Consider the following 17,819-nt stretch of genomic DNA (forward strand, 5'->3'; position numbering starts at 1 on the left):
TAATCGCGAGAAATAGTAACTTGCAAAGGTTTGAGGTGTAAGGTTTAGGATTTGGAGCAATTTGCATAAGTCTTATACCTTACACCTTTTACCTTAAATATTTTTATAAACATGGTACCTAAAATAGCAATGATAGGGGGCGGAAGCTGGGCGACTGCCATTGTGAAAATGCTTTCAGATAATTTATCGGAAAAAGAAATTTATTGGTGGATGCGTAACGAGGTCGCCATTGAACACATTAAAAAATTCAAGCATAATCCTCACTATTTAAGCTCTGTTGAAATTAAATTGGTGGAAGAAAATATATCTTCAAATATAAATTCGATTATAAAATCTGCAGATTTGGTTATTTTAAATGTACCGGCTGCATTCTTAAAAGATACTTTATCAACCATTAGCAGCGAAGATTTAAAAGGAAAAAAAATAGTTTCTGCCATTAAAGGAATAGTTCCGGAAGATAATTTGATCATTGGCGAGTTCCTGCATGAAAAATATGCTGTTCCATACGAAAATATCCTGGTGGTGAGCGGCCCTTGTCATGCTGAAGAAGTGGCTTTTGAAAAACTTTCGTACCTCACTATCGCTTGTACCGATGTTGAAAAGGCATCAAATTTTGCATCTCTTTTAAACACCAGGTATATTAAAACAAATGTTTCTGATGATATTTTTGGGACTGAGTATGCTGCGGTTTTAAAAAACATTTATGCCATTGCCAGTGGAATTTGCCATGGAATTGGCTATGGAGATAATTTCCAGGCTGTACTCATCAGCAATGCCATTCGTGAAATTAAACGCTTTGTTGAGGCTGTTCATCCCATCAATCGTGATATTAAAGAGTCTGCATATCTGGGTGACCTTTTGGTAACGGCCTATTCTCAATTTAGTCGCAACCGCACTTTCGGTAATATGGTAGGTAAAGGCTATACGGTAAAATCTGCCCAGCTGGAAATGAATATGATTGCTGAGGGATATTATGCAGCGAAATGTATGTTCATCAAGAATTTGGCCTATAACGTTGAAATGCCCATAAGTAAGGCTGTATACCATGTTTTGTATGAAAATCGCTCGCCACAAATAGAAATGAATCTACTTGCTGAGAAGTTAAATTAACACCGGCTCGGGATAAAAGAATTTTTCTCCCAGCCAATAGGAATTGCAAAGTGCTTCGTTTGGTGGTCCGGCTCCGCGTTATTCACCCGCAGGTGGGAACCCAATGTTATTATTTAAGGAAAAAACAAAAAATAATGACAACGTTGAAATGTGCCTGTCATTCTGAGGCACGAAGACCGCGAAGCAGTTACGAAGTAAATCCCTGACCTGCAGGCATTGTACCTGGTTTACCGCTGAATTGTTTTTGTAAGGGGTAGTGTGCTGTTATTAAAGTTTTGTGTTCCATCGGCGGATTCTTCACTGTGTTCAGAATGACAACGTTGAAATGTGCTTGTCATTCTGAGGCACGAAGACCGCGAAGCAGCGACGAAGTAAATCCCTGACCTACAGTCATTGTACCTGGTTTACCGCTGAATTGTTTTTGTAAGGGAGTAGTGTGCTGTTATTAAAGTTTTGTGTTCCATCGGCGGATTCTTCACTGTGTTCAGAATGACAACGTTGAAATGTGCCTGTCATTCTGAGGCACGAAGACCGCGAAGCAGCTACGAAGTAAATCCCTGACCTGCAGGCATTGTACCTGGTTTACCGCTGAATTGTTTTGTAAGGGGTAGTGTGCTGTTATTAAAGTTTTGTGTTCCATCGGCGGATTCTTCACTGTGTTCAGAATGACAACGTTGAAATGTGCCTGTCATTCTGAGGCACGAAGACCGCGAAGTAGTTACGAAATAAATCCCTGACAGGCATTGTACTTTGATTTGGAGTGCCGCTAAAATCCAAAACAAATTACTTAAAAAATTGTTATTCCATTAAATAAAAGTATAGCTGTCATGAAAAAGAAATTTGCAATAGGATTATTAACGCTCGCATTATTTGGCGGTATAACCTTAAGTGTTAACGCACAGGAAAAAAAGAAAACAGAAGTTGGTCAGGCACTAGATAAAACAGGAAAAGCCATTGGAAAGGGTGCTAAGTCGGTTGGAAATAAAACAGCTGAAGTAGCCGTAAAAGGGGAGGCTAAAGTAGCTGATAAAACCTGGAAGGGTAAAATGGCACCAGACGGATCTAACGTTTACATTAATTCAAAAAATGAAAAATATTATGTTAATGCTAAAGGCGCAAAAATTTGGTTAAAACCAAGCCAGATTAAAAACAGGCCTGAGCCTAAAAATTAATAAGATGTAATTTTAAAGAAGTCAAGTTTTTAAAACTTGACTTCTTTTATAGATACTAACATTTTATAGATACTAACAGAAGTAAAACCGGCGAGATTTAATTTAAACTATCGTTCCGTATAAGTCGAAATCTTCCGCTCTGTCAATCTTTACATTCACAAAGCTTCCGTTAGCAGCATAACCTGTTGCTGCATCAATTAAAACTTCGTTATCAACCTCAGGAGAGTCAAATTCGGTTCTTCCAATAAAGAAATCTCCTTCTTTTTTATCGACTAAAACTTTGAAGATTTTGCCTACCTTTTCCTGGTTAATATCAAATGAAATACCTTGTTGAATTTCCATGATATCGTCAACGCGTTGTTGTTTAATTTCTTCAGGTACATCATCAACCAATGTATGTGCATGAGTTTTTTCTTCATGAGAATAAGTAAAACAACCTAAACGATCGAATTTGGTTTCAGCAACCCATGCGGCCATTTCTTCGAAATCATATTGCGTTTCTCCGGGGTACCCACAAATTAAAGTGGTTCTCATCGCAATGTTAGGAACCTTATCTCTAATCTGGTTGACCAAATCAACCGTTTTCTGTTTTGTTGTACCACGACGCATTGATTTCAACATGTTATCCGTGATGTGCTGTAGTGGCATATCCAAATACTTGCAAATGTTATCACGCTCATTCATGGCATCTAAAATCTCCATCGGGAAACCACTTGGATAAGCATATTGCAGGCGAATCCACTCAATTCCCGGAACATCCGATAAACGACGCATTAATTCATCCAGTTTACGAACACCATAAAGATCCAGACCGTAATAAGTTAAATCCTGAGCGATCAGAATGAGTTCTTTAGTGCCGTTTTTAGCTAATATTTTTGCTTCATTAACCAATTCTTCCATTGGCTTGCTCATGTGCTTGCCGCGCATTAACGGAATTGCACAAAAAGAACAAGGGCGGTTGCAGCCTTCAGCAATTTTGAAGTAAGCAAAGTGAGATGGGGTGGTCAGCAAACGCTCGCCAATAAGTTCGTGTTTATAATTGGCACCTAACTCATGTAATATATTTTGAAGGTCGTTGGTGCCGAAAAAGGCATCAACATTCGTAATTTCTGATTCTAATTCTGGTTTGTAGCGCTCTGACAGGCAACCTGTAACCACTACTTTTCCGATTTTGCCAGCTTCCTTTAACTCACTAAACTGAAGAATGGTATCTATTGATTCTTGCTTAGCATTATCTATAAATCCGCAGGTATTGATTACAACGATATCATTTTTACCCATTTTATCAGATTCGTGAACAACGTTCAAGTTATTTCCACGTAACTGTCCCATCAATACTTCTGAATCGTAAATATTTTTAGAGCAACCCAAAGTGATCACATTGATTTTAGGTTGTTTAATTGCGGTTTTACTTCTTGCTATTTTGGTATTCATATTAATTTTGATTACGCTTTCCTTGCGGTTTGATTCCACAGATTTTAGCGATTCCACATTGGTGTGGTTTTTTATACTGATATTCTTTTGACTTCACAGCCAGTGTTACCAAAATTGATCAATAATCCTGTTTTAATTTTACTGGCTTTTATTTGCCTCGCAGTGACGGCGATATTATTTAAACAAGCTATTTACAAACTCTTTTTTATCAAAAAGCTGCAAGTCGCCAATTTTTTCACCTACCCCGATGTATTTCACAGGAATTTTAAATTGATCGGAAATTCCAATCACTACGCCACCTTTTGCCGTACCGTCCAATTTAGTAATGGCCAGGGCATTTACATCTGTGGCTTCGGTAAACTGTTTACATTGCTCAAATGCATTTTGACCTGTTGAAGCATCAAGTACCAACAAAATTTCGTGTGGAGCGCCAGGCACAACCTTTTGCATTACTTGTTTAATTTTACCAAGTTCATTCATCAGGCCGATTTTATTGTGCAAACGGCCGGCAGTATCGATTATAACCACATCTTCGCCGTTAGCAACGGCAGATTGCAAGGTATCAAAAGCAACAGAGGCCGGATCAGAGCCCATTGCTTGCGCTACTACTCTTACACCAACGCGTTCACCCCAAAGTTTAATCTGATCTACAGCAGCGGCTCTAAAAGTATCTGCAGCACCTAAAACAACTTTAAGGCCTGACTCTTTCAGTTTATGTGCCAGCTTGCCAATGGTTGTTGTTTTACCCACACCATTAACACCAACCACCATGATTACATAGGGCTTATGGTCGCCATATTCGAACTGACGAAAATCGTTACTATTGTTTTCTGATAATAATAGCTGGATCTCATCACGTAAAATAAAATTTAGTTCAGAAGTATTAAGATATTTATCTCTTGAAACACGATCTTCAATACGTTTTATGATTTTTAATGTGGTACTCACACCAACATCAGAGGTAACTAAAACTTCTTCCAGATTATCAAGCACCTCATCATCAACGGTTGATTTTCCAGCAACAGCTTTTGTAATTTTACTAAAGAAACCATCTTTGGTTTTCTCCAAACCTTTATCTAAAGCCTCTTGAGCCTCTGGCGCAGTCTCTTTCTTTTTGAAAAAATCAAATAAGCCCATTATTGTTTATATTTTTCTAGAAATTCAGTAGGTGATAGCGTAGTTATTTTACTGCCGATAAAATCTTTCACATTTCTTGATACAATTAAATCAACCTGATTTAATTCTGCAGATGCACTTTGAACCGCATCTTCAAAATCAGAGAAATTTGAATGTACAGCAAGCATTATTGTATCTTTATTTACATTCAGAACATCAATTGTAGAGAGTAAGGATTCAATAAAGAAAATTGCCTTATCATGATTTGAATTCTTCTTGATAATGTAATAAATATATGTAAAAGATGATGCGGTAATACAGCCTTTAAATTTGCTTCCATCAATAAGTTTAAAAACCTGGGATGAGTGCTCATAAAATGGTAGTCGTATTAAAGCAATATCCAAAATGATATTTGTATCAAATAATAAGGTCATAAATTATGTTTATCCTTAAGATATTCCCATTTAGCTTGATCAGCATCAATGTTTTTTATAACTCCGGAAAACTTTTCAACAAATTCACTTCCAGTCATTCTTTTTGCTACAGGGACAACGTCATCCAGAATAATAACTTCAACTTCTTTGTTTTTTACATCAAAGCGATCAGGAATAATAATTGTTCCATCTTCAGAAACTTTTGTTTTAAATTTATATGCTTCCATGGTTATGCTTTTTTCAAAGATACTCAATTATTCACTGCCATAAATTTCATTAACAAAAAAAGCCCTCCCGGTTAAAACGGAACGGCCTTTAATATTTTCAATATTAAAAAATATTAACCTTATTTAGATGCGATAGCATCTTTTACGTGGTCGTTATGAACGATAAGTTCTTTGAATGAATAAGCACCGGTTTTAGGTGACTTTACCATTGTGATCACTTTCGAATATTCTTTACCTGTACCTGTTTTAAGGGTTGCAACTACTTTCTTTGCCATGTTCTTATAATTTTAATGATTGAATGATGTAAGGATTGAATGAGTGAATATTCCTCAACCTTTAACCTCTCAACCTTATTTTATTTCTTTATGTACGGTTACTTTTCTCAATACCGGGTTGAATTTTTTCAATTCTAAACGCTCAGTAGTGTTTTTGCGGTTTTTGGTAGAAATGTATCTAGACATACCTGGCATGCCACTTTCTTTGTGCTCAGTACATTCTAAAATAACCTGAACTCTATTACCTTTTTTTGCCATTTTAATATTAATTGTAAACTGTTAATCTCAACAGTTAATGTTTTTACAAAAATCCTTTTTTTACGAAACGATTAATTGCTTCGCTAATACCCACTTTATTGATGGTTTTAATCGCTGAAGTAGAAACTTTCAACGTAATCCAACGGTCTTCTTCAGGGATATAAAATTTCTGAAGTTTCAAATTAGGATAAAATTTGCGTTTGGTTTTAACGTTCGAGTGTGATACGTTATTACCTTTCATTGCCATTTTTCCTGTTAAATCACAAACTCTTGACATGACTTGTAAATATAGTTGTTAAATATCGTCGCTTAATTTTTTTAAGAGTGTGCAAATATCTGAATAATAATTGTAAACAGCAAGAGGGTAGTTAAATATTTTCACATATTTTTTGAAATTGGTTTAGCGTATTCATTTTGATACGATTTGAATATTTACCCTTATTAATATTTATTTAAATTAGCCGCTACTAATCAAAACATATAAACAGCGCCATGCAAATTACATCTTTTAAGCAATACGAAGAAGATTATAAAAAAAGTATAGAAAACCCAGAACAGTTTTGGGGCGAGGTAGCGCAGAATTTTCAATGGCGTAAGCCTTGGTTTAAAGTGCTATCATGGAATTTTAACGAGCCTAATATTAAATGGTTTGAAGGTGCCAAACTTAATATTACCGAAAATTGTTTAGATCGTCATTTAGAAAAAAACGGCGATAAGCCGGCAATCATTTGGGAGCCAAACAACCCGGAAGAAGAAAGCGTAACACTTACTTATAAAATGTTGCATGAACGTGTTTGCCGATTTGCGAATATTTTAAAACGCAATGGTGCTAAAAAAGGTGACCGGATTTGTATTTATATGCCAATGGTTCCCGAACTGGCCATTGCTGTTTTAGCTTGTGCCAGAATCGGAGCTGTTCATTCGGTTATTTTTGGTGGTTTTTCTGCTAAATCAATTGCCGACCGGATTAACGATTCGAGATGTAAATTGGTTATTACAGCTGACGGTGCTTATCGCGGAAACAAGCAAATCCCATTAAAAGATGTAATTGATGATGCATTGATCGGCTGCCCGACGGTAGAAAAATGTATTGTGTTAACACATATCCGTACGCCGGTTTCCATGCTGAAAGGACGCGATGTGTGGTGGGAAGATGAAGTTAAGCATGTTAATGATATTTGCGAGGCTGAAGAAATGGATGCAGAAGATATGCTCTTCATCCTTTATACTTCCGGATCAACAGGTAAACCTAAGGGCGTGGTGCACACTTGTGGTGGTTACATGGTGTATGCCGGTTATACTTTTAGCAACGTGTTTAACTATCAACCTGGTGAGGTTTATTTCTGTACAGCAGATATTGGCTGGATTACTGGTCATTCTTATATTGTTTACGGTCCGCTTTCTCAAGGTGCAACTTCAGTTTTGTTTGAAGGAATTCCAACTTATCCAAGCCCATCACGCTTTTGGGATATTGTAGAAAAGCATAAAGTAAATACTTTATATACTGCTCCAACGGCCATTCGTTCACTGATGAGTTTTGGTGATGAGCCTTTAAAGGAAAAAGATTTAAGCACCATTCGTGTTCTTGGCTCGGTAGGTGAACCTATTAATGAAGAAGCATGGCATTGGTTTGATGAAAAAATTGGACATGGCAAGGCACCTATTGTTGATACCTGGTGGCAAACAGAAACCGGCGGAATCATGATTTCTCCAATTGCCACAGTTACCCCAACAAAGCCCAGCTATGCCACTTTGCCACTGCCAGGTATTCAACCTGTTTTGGTTGATGAAAATGGAAATGAAATTGAGGGAAATGGCGTAAGTGGAAACCTTTGCATTAAGTTTCCATGGCCAGGCATGCTGCGTACAACGTATGGAGATCATGAACGTTGTAAGCAAACTTATTTCTCTGCTTATGAAAATTTGTACTTTACAGGAGATGGTTGCCTGCGCGATGAAGATGGGTATTACAGAATCACTGGGCGTGTAGATGATGTGTTGAATGTTTCTGGCCATAGAATTGGAACGGCCGAGGTTGAAAATGCCATTAACATGCATGCTGGTGTTGTAGAAAGTGCCGTGGTGGGTTATCCACATGATGTTAAAGGGCAAGGGATTTATGCTTTTGTGATTTATCCGGAAATGCACGGAGAAGCCGAGTTATCTAAAAAAGATATTCTGCAAACGGTAACCCGCGTAATCGGGGCTATTGCAAAACCTGATAAAATACTTTTTGTTTCAGGTTTGCCGAAAACACGTTCAGGGAAAATTATGCGACGTATTTTAAGAAAAATTGCCGAAGGCGATACTTCCAATTTAGGTGATACTTCTACTTTGCTGGATCCGGCCGTTGTTGAGGAGATAATGGATGCTGCACAGAAACTTTAAACCATTAATTTAAGGATGTACGGAAAGTTTACTTTCACCATCGCCTCATGGTGTTGCGCCCGCAAAGGATGATTTTTGGTTATCTTTTTTTAAACGTTGATTTTAATGTAAAACAAACCAGTATAAATTCTTGTTCTCTTTATAAAACTAAATATTTATATAAAACTACGAATATGGATAAGTTGGAAATTAAAGGAAAGTGGAACGAGATAAAAGGAAAAGTTAAACAAGCATATGCAGATTTAACGGACGATGATTTGAAACATGAAGAAGGTCAGGACGATGAGTTATTAGGAAAATTACAGCAGAAAACAGGTAAAGGCAGGGACGAGCTTGTAAAATGGATTAACTCATTATAAGCATTTTATCAATCACAATGTAAACAGGCGATCAGTTTTTGATGGCCTGTTTTTGTGTACGCTCATTTCTATCCTTAAATCCAAATTTTTTAAGTAGATTTAATCATCTCCGAAGGTTCTATCCAAATAAATCGTTTCAATAAAGCTTAATATGAGTAAGGCATTTTTCTTCTTCTTTTTTTTAATGGGTGTTTTGTTCTATCAAAGTGTTCTTGCGGAAGATGTAAAGCCAAGAGTATCTTTTTATTACAGGCAATTTGATAACAGAAACGGATTATCCAACAGTTCTATTAACGCCATTTTTCAGGATAAAGATCAGCTTTTGTGGATTGGTACCTGGGATGGGTTAAACAGATATGATGGGGCACATTTCAGTGTTTATAACCATAATATAGATAAAGTCGAAAACAGTATCGGCAGTAATGTGATCCAGTCGATTAAAGAAGATAATCACAGCAATATATGGATTAATACCATTGGAGGAATTTCACGTTATAATAAGGTTTCGGGAAAATTTAGTCGTTATTTTTATAAAAATACCTCTCCACAAAAAATCCGGGAAAATGAATATGACTTAATCATTAATAAAAATGGAGAGGTTTTTTGTTTCGCTGCAAATGGCACTTTAAGCCAATACGATTTTATTGCCGATAAATTTGTTTTCTTCCAAAAATTCAGCGCTAATGAAAGTATTGTTAAAATGAGCTTTGTTGATGATAAGCTATGTTATTTAAATCAGTCCGGAACCTTGGTTTTAAGCAAAATCGGTCAAAATAAACTACAGGTAATCAGGTCGATATCCAATCCTGATGGGATAAATAATTTCGTTGTTGCCAATAATCAGATCATTTTTACAAACAATCATGATCATCATTTTCTGATTGATGATAATTTGAAGGTAAAGCCACTTGAATTATCAGCACGGAAGATCAAATCAATTACTTTTTATAAATCAAACTATGTTTTAGCCTGGGAGAATCAGGGAATCAGTGTTTTTAATAAAAACTTTGAAGCCACTCCATTTCTTAAAGATGAGGTAAAAGCGGTTGAAAATCTTAAGATTACCGCACTAAATGTTGGTTATGATCAGGTACTTTGGTTAGGTACAGATGGAAATGGTTTGATTCAGATTTATCCAAAAGAGAACTACTTCGGTCTGGTAACCAAAATAAATGGTACAAGTATAAACAAACCGATACGGGCATTTGCTGAAGATGCCGGGAATTTGTGGGTTGGTACAAAAGGAAATGGCGTTTTGGTTTTTAATGATTTTTGGAAACCAGGCAACCAGTTGGCAAAAACTCAAAAAATCGACGTGAATGCGGGGTTGGAAAATAATTCGGTTTTTGCCATTCAAAAAGGTTCCGATCAATTTATTTATATAGGTACTGATGGTAAAGGACTCTCCATTTACGATCAGAAATTAAAAAAGATTATTAACTGGAAAAACATCAAAAATACAGAGCAGCTGCCAGAATTCAGGTCTGTTTATGCTATTATTCAGGATAAGGATGGCTCGGTTTGGATAGGTACAAGTGGTTATGGATTGGTTCATCTCAAAGTTGTCCGAGATCAGGATCAATCCATTTCTATCCAGCATTTTAAACAGTATTATTCTTCATCAATTGAAAAAAAAGGACCGGTTAATGATATCATTTACGCTTTGGCGCAAGGAAAAGATGATCGTTTATGGATCGCCTGCCGCTATGGTGGTTTAAGTGTTCTGGATAAAAAAACGGGCCGGTTTAAAACTTATAAAGCATTTGGTTACGAAGGAAGCTTATCACATAGTGATGTTTTATCATTGTTTTATGATAGCAAAAACCGTCTTTGGATTGGCACGAGCTATGGTTTAAATTATTTGTCGCACAGTGAGTCATTAAAAGATAAACCGAAATTTACCAAAATTACCACTGATAAAGGTTTGCCAAACAATACCATTCACGCCATTCAGGAAGATGGTTCAGGAAACATCTGGTTGAGTACAAATAAAGGATTAGCTAAAATAAATCCAATTAATAACAGCATTGCCAATTATCAGGAAAGTGATGGTTTACAAAGCAATGAATTTAGCGATGGTGCAACTTTTAAAGCAGCCAATGATAATTTGCTTTTTGGTGGGATTTATGGGTTCAACTATTTTTTGCCGAAATACATTACCGAAAATACAAAGCAGCCAAATTTGTTAATTTCCGATCTGCAGCTGGGTGGAAAAGAATTTCAAAGCAACCAATATCTCATTGTAAAGGCTAAACAACAACCGGTTAAGATTTTCGATCTGGAGCGCAAAAGCAATTTCTTCCAATTTTCATTTAATGCTTTAAATTATTTCAATGCCGCTAAAAATGAATTTGCCTATAAGCTCAATGGTCTGGACCAAAGCTGGCGATATACAGGTACTGATGGGAAAATTGCTTACTATAACATTCCACCAGGTAAATATGAATTATTGGTGCGCTGGAGTAACGGGGAGGGAATCTGGACTAAAGACATTGTCGCATTAAAACTAGATGTAAAACAATATTTTTGGCTTACCTATCCAGCTTATGCATTTTATTTTGTACTGCTGATTATAGGTGGGTATGCTTTTCATCTGTACAGAAAAAATAAGCTTGAAATGAAATTTAAGCTTGAACGGGAATATCTTTTCAGGCAAAAGGATGAAGAAGTTCATCGGCAGAGAATTAACTTTTTTACCAATATAGCACATGAAATTCAAACACCTTTAACACTTATTTTAGGTTCAGTGGAGCATTTTATGCAAAAGCGTACTACGATTGATAAGGCGATCGATAAGAATTACTTTTTATCAATTGTACATCAGCATACCGCCCGTTTAACTTATTTGGTACAGCAATTACTAGAGTTTCGGAAAGCTGAGGCAGGTTACCTAAAACGCAGCGATGATTATTTCGATATCAGTAAGTTACTGAATAGCCTTACACAGTTATTTATTCCTGCAGCCGAAAAAAATGAGCAGCAATTTATCAGAGAAATTCAGGCAGGAATTGCCGGGTTTATTGACAAGGATAAATTTGAGAAAGTTCTTTTTAACCTGCTGTCAAATGCTTTTAAACACTCAGGAAAAGGGCAAAAAGTAGTGTTTAATGCTAATTATGATCACGAAGATTTAGAGATTATTGTAGCCAATTCGGGTTGTAAGCTTCAAGATGATGACCTTAAAGATATTTTTAAAGAGTTCCATATTGGTAATGATCATCATTTTGGAAAATCAAGTACTGGCATTGGCCTTGCTTTTACCAAAGAATTGATTTCAATTATGGATGGAAATATTAGCGTTTACCTTCAAAATGATTGGATTTACTTTAACTTTAAATTGAAGCTTCAACAAACAATGGAAGGCAAAGAAGATGAGGTGGTGGCCTCTGCACCTTCTTATTTGTTTGAGTCTATTTTGAAACCCTACCATGAAGAATCAATGGAAACGGTGGAGCAAAATAATAAAATTGCTTTAATTGATGATTTAAAAGGTTTCGCTTCGTCTAGTGTTTTAATCGTGGAAGATGATGCTGCACTTCGTTTCCTGATCAGAAATATTTTAAAAGATCAATACAATGTTTATGAAGCTGAAAATGGCCGTTCAGCGATAGAGTTTCTAAAAAATAATACACCAGATATCATTATCAGTGATGTGATGATGCCTGATATGGATGGATTGGAACTTTGTAAATACATTAAAACGGCCCCTGCCACCTGCCATATTCCATTTATCATGTTATCTGCCAGGGGAACTGAAGAAAATAAAACCGAAGGTTACGAAACAGGCGCCGATGCTTATATTTCAAAACCTTTCCATGTAAATTATTTGCAAATGCGTGTTCGCAAACTTCTGGATTACCGAAACCGCATGAATCATTTGATTAAGGATAGAAATATTAACAATCAGTTTGTAGATGTTGATCTGGAACAAGGAGATAAAGAATTCCTGAATGCTTTGGTTAAGGCCGTGGAAGATAATTTATCAGAACCTGATTTGGATGCATCGAAATTAGAAGATGCATTATGCATTAGCAAAATGCAACTGTACCGGAAATTAAAAACCCTGGCAGGGATGACCCCTTCCGAATTTATCAAGAGAATCAGATTGAAACATGCCGCGGTTCTGCTCCAAAACTCTAAGCTTAATGTTTCAGAAATTTTCTATTTAACAGGTTTCAACAATAAGTCTTATTTCTTCAGGGAGTTCAAAAAAATCTATCATTTAGCTCCAAATGATTATAGGCAAAAGCAACATGAAGGATCGGAGACTACTGAAATTTTTTAGTAAAACCTCCTCTAAATAGCTTTTTGCAACAATAGTGAACTAAAATGTTATTATAGTACACTCTTCTTGCACAGCTGCCAGCCTATATTTGCTCTTAATCAAATATAAATCAAATGAAAAAAAACAGACGTATCTATGCATCGTTGGTTTTCTTTCTGTTGGCCATGTCTGGTTTTGTGGGCTATGCACAAACGAGGGTAACGGGTAAAGTAACAGATGAGAACAACCAGCCTTTACCTGGCGTTGTGGTTATGCAAACCAACACCAATAATAAAACTTCTACAGATGGTAATGGGGCTTATGTGTTAACCCTACAAGCGGGTTCAGCCCAAACTTTAACATTTAATTATATCGGTTATGATGCAGTTACTTTAAATCCGAATGGAGGAAATTTAAATATTGCATTAAAACCTTCATCTCAATCTTTGAATGATGTTGTGGTGGTTGGTTACACCACACAAAGGAAAGCCTCAATTACGGGTTCCGTTGCGCAGGTAGATATGAATGATTTGCAAAAAACCAGAATTGTTGATGTTGCGCAGGCGCTACAAGGGCAGGTTGCCGGTGTTTTCGTAGCGGCTAATACAGGTGCGCCCGGAGATGGAATCAAACTCAGAATAAGAGGCGAGGGAACATTAGGCAATAATGACGTACTGTATGTGATAGATGGAGTACCCACACGTGATATTTCATTTCTGAACCAAAGCGATGTAAAATCGATGACGGTATTGAAAGATGCTGCTGCCGGAGCAATCTACGGTTCGCGTGCGGCTAACGGTGTTGTGGTAATTACGACAATTAGCGGCAGCAAGGGGAAAGCAAATATTAACGTAGAATACTTTTCAGGGTTTCATCAGACCACTAATTTACCAAAAATGCTCAATGCTGATCAGTATTTAACGGTTAAAGACAGGGCATGGCACAATACATTAGGCAATGCAGCCAATGCGGTTAGTCCTTATCAGGCAGCAAGAAGCAGAACGGATTTAGCCGATACAGATTGGTTAAATGAATTGTTCGAAACCGGGAAATCCAAAAACCTTCAGGCATCAGTAAATGGTGGTTCAGATAATGTTCAGTACTTAATCTCAACAGGATATTACAAACAAGATGGTATTGTGGTTCAGGATCACGATGGTTATGAGCGTTTTAATTTCAGAACCAATGTGAATGCCAATGTTACCGACCGTTTTAAAGTAGGAACAAATCTGCAATTAAGCTTTGCAAAGCAAGATAAATTATCATCAAGTGGTGATGTTCCAGGTGTAATTCGTCATGCTTTATTGCGCCCACCCGTTTTAGGTGTTTATAAAAGTGTTACTGATCCTACTTATTCTGCATCAAATCCTTACACCGATTTACCTTTTTATACAGGTAATAATAATGGGTGGGATAAGAATTTTGAATTCAGTTCAAATCCAATTGCTATTGTTAACTTTACTAATGATAAGCGTAAAAACTTCCAGACTTTTGGAAATCTTTATGCAGAATATGCGTTTTTAAGCGATAAATCTCTAACCTTCAGATCCAGTGTTGGTGTAGATATCAGCTTTTCTCACAATAAAAACTTCGCTCAGAATTATGGCGATGATAATGATAACAATCCGGATGAACTTTATCCAGGAATGGGGAGAAATAATAAACCCAATAATTTAGATGAGAACAGGGGAGAAGTAATGAACTTCACTTTTACCAACACTCTAAATTACGTGAAAAGCTTTGCTGAAAAACATAATGTGAATTTCTTACTGGGTGCTGAGAACATTTCAAGTAAATCATCAGCAATTGGTGGCAGCCGGCAGAATTTCGATAAAAGCACTTCAGGATTTCAATATCTTGATTACGGAAGCCTGACCAATATTTATAATTCAGGTTCAGCAAGTGAATTCAATCTTGTATCATTTTTCGGAAGTGGAACCTACAATTTCGACAATAAATATTTCGCTACCGCAACATTAAGAGCTGATGGTTCATCCCGCTTTGGGCCGACTAACAAATGGGGTTATTTCCCTTCAGCATCTGCCGGATGGATTGTATCAAACGAAACATTTATGAGCAATGTCCAGTGGATTTCTGAATTGAAGTTGAGAGCAAGCTGGGGACAAGCAGGTAACCAGGAAATCCCTAATAACACCTACCAAACATTGGTTTCAGAATCTGGAGGCATTGTTAACGTAGTGAGATATGGGAATCCTGATGTAAAATGGGAAACGACTACGCAAACCAATTTTGGGATTGACTTTGGTGTGTTAAAAAACCGGCTTTCATTTACAGCTGATTACTTTGTAAAGAAAACGGATGATATTTTGTTAACTGTTGGTTTGCCTGCGGTATCGGTTGGTGTTATTGATCGTACGTATGTAAATGCAGGCGAGGTTACCAATAAAGGTTTCGAGTTTGGCTTGAATTTCCAAAATCGCGAACATGCATTCAAGTATAATGTAAATGCAAACATTGCGACTTTAACAAACAGGGTAAACAAATTGCAGGAGTTTGTTAAAAACATAAACGATGATCAAACCCATACCCGAACAGAAGTCGGGCAACCAATCAATTCATATTTTGGTTTGGTTTTCGATGGTATTTATCAAACACCAGCTGAAGTAAGTACTCATTTGTATTCTAACGCCAATGGCGCTTTACCAGGAGATATCAGGTTTAAAGATTTAAACGGCGACGGACAAATCAACGCTGATGACAGAACATTCATTGGTAACCCCGTACCAAAATTAACCTATGGTTTTGCGTTTTCTTCATCATTCAAAAAATTCGATTTCTCCTTCTTATTGCAAGGCGTACAAGGTGTTGATCGTTACAATGATTTAAAACAAATCATCAATTTTGATAGCCGGCCGTTTAACTCAATGACTTCAGTTTTAGATAGCTGGAATGGGCCTGGAACAAGCAATACTTTACCTCGCCTTACTTTCAACAACAATGGTGGTGGCAACGTATCGAGCGTATTTGTAGAAGATGCATCGTACTTAAGGCTAAAAAATATTGAGGTGGGCTATACTTTCGATGTGAAAAAAATCGGGGTTAAAAATGTTCGTTTATATGCATCCGGTCAAAACTTATTAACCATAACTGATTACACAGGATTGGACCCTGAATCGACATCATTAATTGATAAAGGGACTTACCCGCAGTCAAAAGCATTCATTGTTGGTTTAAAAATTAATTTGTAAACCTTTTTGCAAAAAGCATTATGAAAAGAATATTATTGATAAGTGCAATGTTTGGTTTGGTAACATTGGCAGGTTGCAAAAAGCAACTGACTACCGAAGCGATAGGTTTAACAACTTTAGAGCAGGTAAATACAACACCAACTTTAGGAACGGTAGAAAACTCGGTTAATTCAGCATACCAACTTTTATCCAACCGTTTGAATATTTTGGCACAATGGGATTGGGGTGGCGGTTTGGTTTTTCAAAATGATCTGGTTATGCAGGATATCGCATCTGATGACATGGAAAAAAAATGGAATCCTGATGGAGATCAGCCATGGATGGATGATGTTAATAATTTTACCTTTACCTCAACCAATGGTGGCCCAAACGGACTTTGGAAATACGATTATGAGGGAATTAAAAGATTAAATATCGCCATTGAGCTGTTAACCAAACCAGATATTGAAGCAATTACAGGCATTACAACAGCACGTAAAAATCAATTATTGGGAGAAGCTTATTTCTTAAGATCTTACTATTATTTTTCATTGGTAACCAACTTTGGTGATGTACCATTGATTCTTAAACCGGTAAGTACCTATCAGGAAGCTTTCGAAGTTGCGGTAAGAGCCGATAAAAACTTAGTTTGGGATAAAATTAAATCTGATCTGAATCTGGCGAAAGGCTTGTTGCCCAATGCAAAATACAGTTCAGCAACTGAAAGGTGGCGGGTAAATAAAGGATCTGTTATTGCCTTACAAGCAAAAGCCGCTTTATATACAGAAAAATGGGCAGATGTGGTTACCAGCGTAAATGAACTGCAATCTTTAGGTTTTTATAGTCTGAATACCAATTATTTCGACAGTTTTGATCAAACCAAAGAATTTGCAGAAAATGAAGTTATCTTTTGTTATGATCATCAGAGCAATCAAAATCCGTTAAAAGGAAATGGCATTTGTGCACCGCTAGGCTGGGGTTTCTTTGCACCAAGCACCGATTTTTTAAATGCTTTTGAGGCGAACGACCCCAGAAAGCTTTATACCGTTGATGTTCCAAATCAAAATGTGAATAAATTATTGGGTAGCACAAACGGATCAAACAAAGGAAATGATGATGCCGCCAACAATAAAATTTATATCAGATATGCTGACGTTTTATTATGGAAAGCAGAAGCCCAGAATGAGCTGGGGCAATACGCCGATGCCATTGCAATCATCAATCAAATCAGGGCAAGAGCGAGAACAAGTGTAAGTGCAACAGGTACTTTACCTCCAGCAGGCACTTTGCCTGATCGGCCTGCATCAACAGATAAAGCAACGATCAAAAACTGGCTGATCGCTGAGCGTAGGGTAGAATTGGGTTTTGAATCGCAAAGGATGCTGGATCTTAAGCGCTGGAAAATTGCAAAAGCAGTGATGACTGCCCATGGCAAAAACTTTCAGGATAAACATTATTTGTATCCTATACCTCAGGCAGAGGTTGATGCATCGGCTGGAACCTTAAAACAAAATCCTGGTTATTAATCGTTCATTAATTGTTGTTTGTTTTGTTAATGATACAACAAGCAACAATTAATTTTTAAACTCCATTC

14 protein-coding genes are annotated in these 17,819 nt (G+C 36.8%); 7 read left to right on the forward strand and 7 right to left on the reverse strand.

Annotated elements, in window-relative coordinates; translation table 11 throughout:
* Window positions 1–111 precede the first annotated feature (111 nt).
* Together DU508_RS21215 and DU508_RS21220 are read left to right on the forward strand one after the other, a co-directional pair.
* Window positions 112–1,110 carry an NAD(P)H-dependent glycerol-3-phosphate dehydrogenase gene (locus tag DU508_RS21215; protein WP_233509693.1) on the forward strand — a complete coding sequence of 333 codons (999 nt, stop codon included), beginning with the start codon at window positions 112–114 and terminating at the stop codon, window positions 1,108–1,110.
* Between the two features lie 827 nt (window positions 1,111–1,937).
* Window positions 1,938–2,282, forward strand: a complete 345-nt coding sequence (locus tag DU508_RS21220; protein WP_115404672.1) for a hypothetical protein — start codon at window positions 1,938–1,940, stop codon at window positions 2,280–2,282.
* Between the two features lie 102 nt (window positions 2,283–2,384).
* Here DU508_RS21220 and rimO read toward each other — a convergent pair whose 3' ends face one another.
* From rimO to rpmB, 7 genes are all read right to left on the reverse strand, one after another.
* Complete coding sequence (gene rimO / locus DU508_RS21225) at window positions 2,385–3,716, reverse strand: 30S ribosomal protein S12 methylthiotransferase RimO (protein ID WP_115404673.1); 1,332 nt, start codon at window positions 3,714–3,716, stop codon at window positions 2,385–2,387.
* Window positions 3,717–3,890: 174 nt separating this feature from the next.
* Complete coding sequence (ftsY, locus tag DU508_RS21230) at window positions 3,891–4,853, reverse strand: signal recognition particle-docking protein FtsY (protein WP_115404674.1); 963 nt, start codon at window positions 4,851–4,853, stop codon at window positions 3,891–3,893.
* Window positions 4,853–5,266, reverse strand: a complete 414-nt coding sequence (locus DU508_RS21235) for a PIN domain-containing protein (protein WP_115404675.1) — start codon at window positions 5,264–5,266, stop codon at window positions 4,853–4,855. The genes ftsY and DU508_RS21235 overlap by 1 nt, the downstream gene beginning before the upstream one ends.
* Window positions 5,263–5,493: a hypothetical protein gene (locus DU508_RS21240; protein ID WP_115404676.1), complete on the reverse strand. Its 231-nt coding sequence runs from the start codon at window positions 5,491–5,493 to the stop codon at window positions 5,263–5,265. The genes DU508_RS21235 and DU508_RS21240 overlap by 4 nt, the downstream gene beginning before the upstream one ends.
* Before the next feature lie 119 nt (window positions 5,494–5,612).
* Window positions 5,613–5,768, reverse strand: a complete 156-nt coding sequence (locus DU508_RS21245) for a DUF4295 domain-containing protein (protein ID WP_010599808.1) — start codon at window positions 5,766–5,768, stop codon at window positions 5,613–5,615.
* Window positions 5,769–5,843: 75 nt separating this feature from the next.
* Window positions 5,844–6,026, reverse strand: coding sequence for a 50S ribosomal protein L33 (gene rpmG / locus DU508_RS21250; protein ID WP_010599807.1), 183 nt, complete (start codon window positions 6,024–6,026; stop codon window positions 5,844–5,846).
* Window positions 6,027–6,069: 43 nt separating this feature from the next.
* Window positions 6,070–6,303: a 50S ribosomal protein L28 gene (gene rpmB / locus DU508_RS21255; protein ID WP_010599806.1), complete on the reverse strand. Its 234-nt coding sequence runs from the start codon at window positions 6,301–6,303 to the stop codon at window positions 6,070–6,072.
* A 215-nt stretch (window positions 6,304–6,518) separates the two neighbouring features.
* Here rpmB and acs point away from each other — a divergent pair, with 215 nt between their 5' ends.
* From acs to DU508_RS21280, 5 genes are all read left to right on the forward strand, one after another.
* Window positions 6,519–8,414, forward strand: a complete 1,896-nt coding sequence (gene acs, locus DU508_RS21260) for an acetate--CoA ligase (RefSeq protein WP_115404677.1) — start codon at window positions 6,519–6,521, stop codon at window positions 8,412–8,414.
* Window positions 8,415–8,587: 173 nt separating this feature from the next.
* Window positions 8,588–8,773, forward strand: a complete 186-nt coding sequence (locus DU508_RS21265) for a CsbD family protein (protein ID WP_090884810.1) — start codon at window positions 8,588–8,590, stop codon at window positions 8,771–8,773.
* Window positions 8,774–8,924: 151 nt separating this feature from the next.
* A complete protein-coding gene (locus DU508_RS21270) occupies window positions 8,925–13,058 on the forward strand; it encodes a hybrid sensor histidine kinase/response regulator transcription factor (protein ID WP_233509694.1) in 4,134 nt (1,377 codons plus the stop codon).
* A gap of 113 nt (window positions 13,059–13,171) precedes the next feature.
* On the forward strand, window positions 13,172–16,246 hold the full coding sequence (locus DU508_RS21275) for a SusC/RagA family TonB-linked outer membrane protein (RefSeq protein WP_115404679.1): 3,075 nt from the start codon (window positions 13,172–13,174) through the stop codon (window positions 16,244–16,246).
* A 20-nt stretch (window positions 16,247–16,266) separates the two neighbouring features.
* Window positions 16,267–17,751: a RagB/SusD family nutrient uptake outer membrane protein gene (locus tag DU508_RS21280; RefSeq protein ID WP_233509695.1), complete on the forward strand. Its 1,485-nt coding sequence runs from the start codon at window positions 16,267–16,269 to the stop codon at window positions 17,749–17,751.
* The last annotated feature ends 68 nt before the right edge of the window (window positions 17,752–17,819 follow it).

This window comes from Pedobacter chinensis (assembly GCF_003339865.1).
GTDB lineage: Bacteria > Bacteroidota > Bacteroidia > Sphingobacteriales > Sphingobacteriaceae > Pedobacter > Pedobacter chinensis.

Coding starts and splice junctions, on each gene's coding strand:
- DU508_RS21215 (WP_233509693.1), top strand. CDS start 112: ATGGTACCTAAAATAGCAATGATAGGGGGCGGAAGCTGGGCGACTGCC.
- DU508_RS21220 (WP_115404672.1), top strand. CDS start 1,938: ATGAAAAAGAAATTTGCAATAGGATTATTAACGCTCGCATTATTTGGC.
- rimO (WP_115404673.1), bottom strand. CDS start 3,716: ATGAATACCAAAATAGCAAGAAGTAAAACCGCAATTAAACAACCTAAA.
- ftsY (WP_115404674.1), bottom strand. CDS start 4,853: ATGGGCTTATTTGATTTTTTCAAAAAGAAAGAGACTGCGCCAGAGGCT.
- DU508_RS21235 (WP_115404675.1), bottom strand. CDS start 5,266: ATGACCTTATTATTTGATACAAATATCATTTTGGATATTGCTTTAATA.
- DU508_RS21240 (WP_115404676.1), bottom strand. CDS start 5,493: ATGGAAGCATATAAATTTAAAACAAAAGTTTCTGAAGATGGAACAATT.
- DU508_RS21245 (WP_010599808.1), bottom strand. CDS start 5,768: ATGGCAAAGAAAGTAGTTGCAACCCTTAAAACAGGTACAGGTAAAGAA.
- rpmG (WP_010599807.1), bottom strand. CDS start 6,026: ATGGCAAAAAAAGGTAATAGAGTTCAGGTTATTTTAGAATGTACTGAG.
- rpmB (WP_010599806.1), bottom strand. CDS start 6,303: ATGTCAAGAGTTTGTGATTTAACAGGAAAAATGGCAATGAAAGGTAAT.
- acs (WP_115404677.1), top strand. CDS start 6,519: ATGCAAATTACATCTTTTAAGCAATACGAAGAAGATTATAAAAAAAGT.
- DU508_RS21265 (WP_090884810.1), top strand. CDS start 8,588: ATGGATAAGTTGGAAATTAAAGGAAAGTGGAACGAGATAAAAGGAAAA.
- DU508_RS21270 (WP_233509694.1), top strand. CDS start 8,925: ATGAGTAAGGCATTTTTCTTCTTCTTTTTTTTAATGGGTGTTTTGTTC.
- DU508_RS21275 (WP_115404679.1), top strand. CDS start 13,172: ATGAAAAAAAACAGACGTATCTATGCATCGTTGGTTTTCTTTCTGTTG.
- DU508_RS21280 (WP_233509695.1), top strand. CDS start 16,267: ATGAAAAGAATATTATTGATAAGTGCAATGTTTGGTTTGGTAACATTG.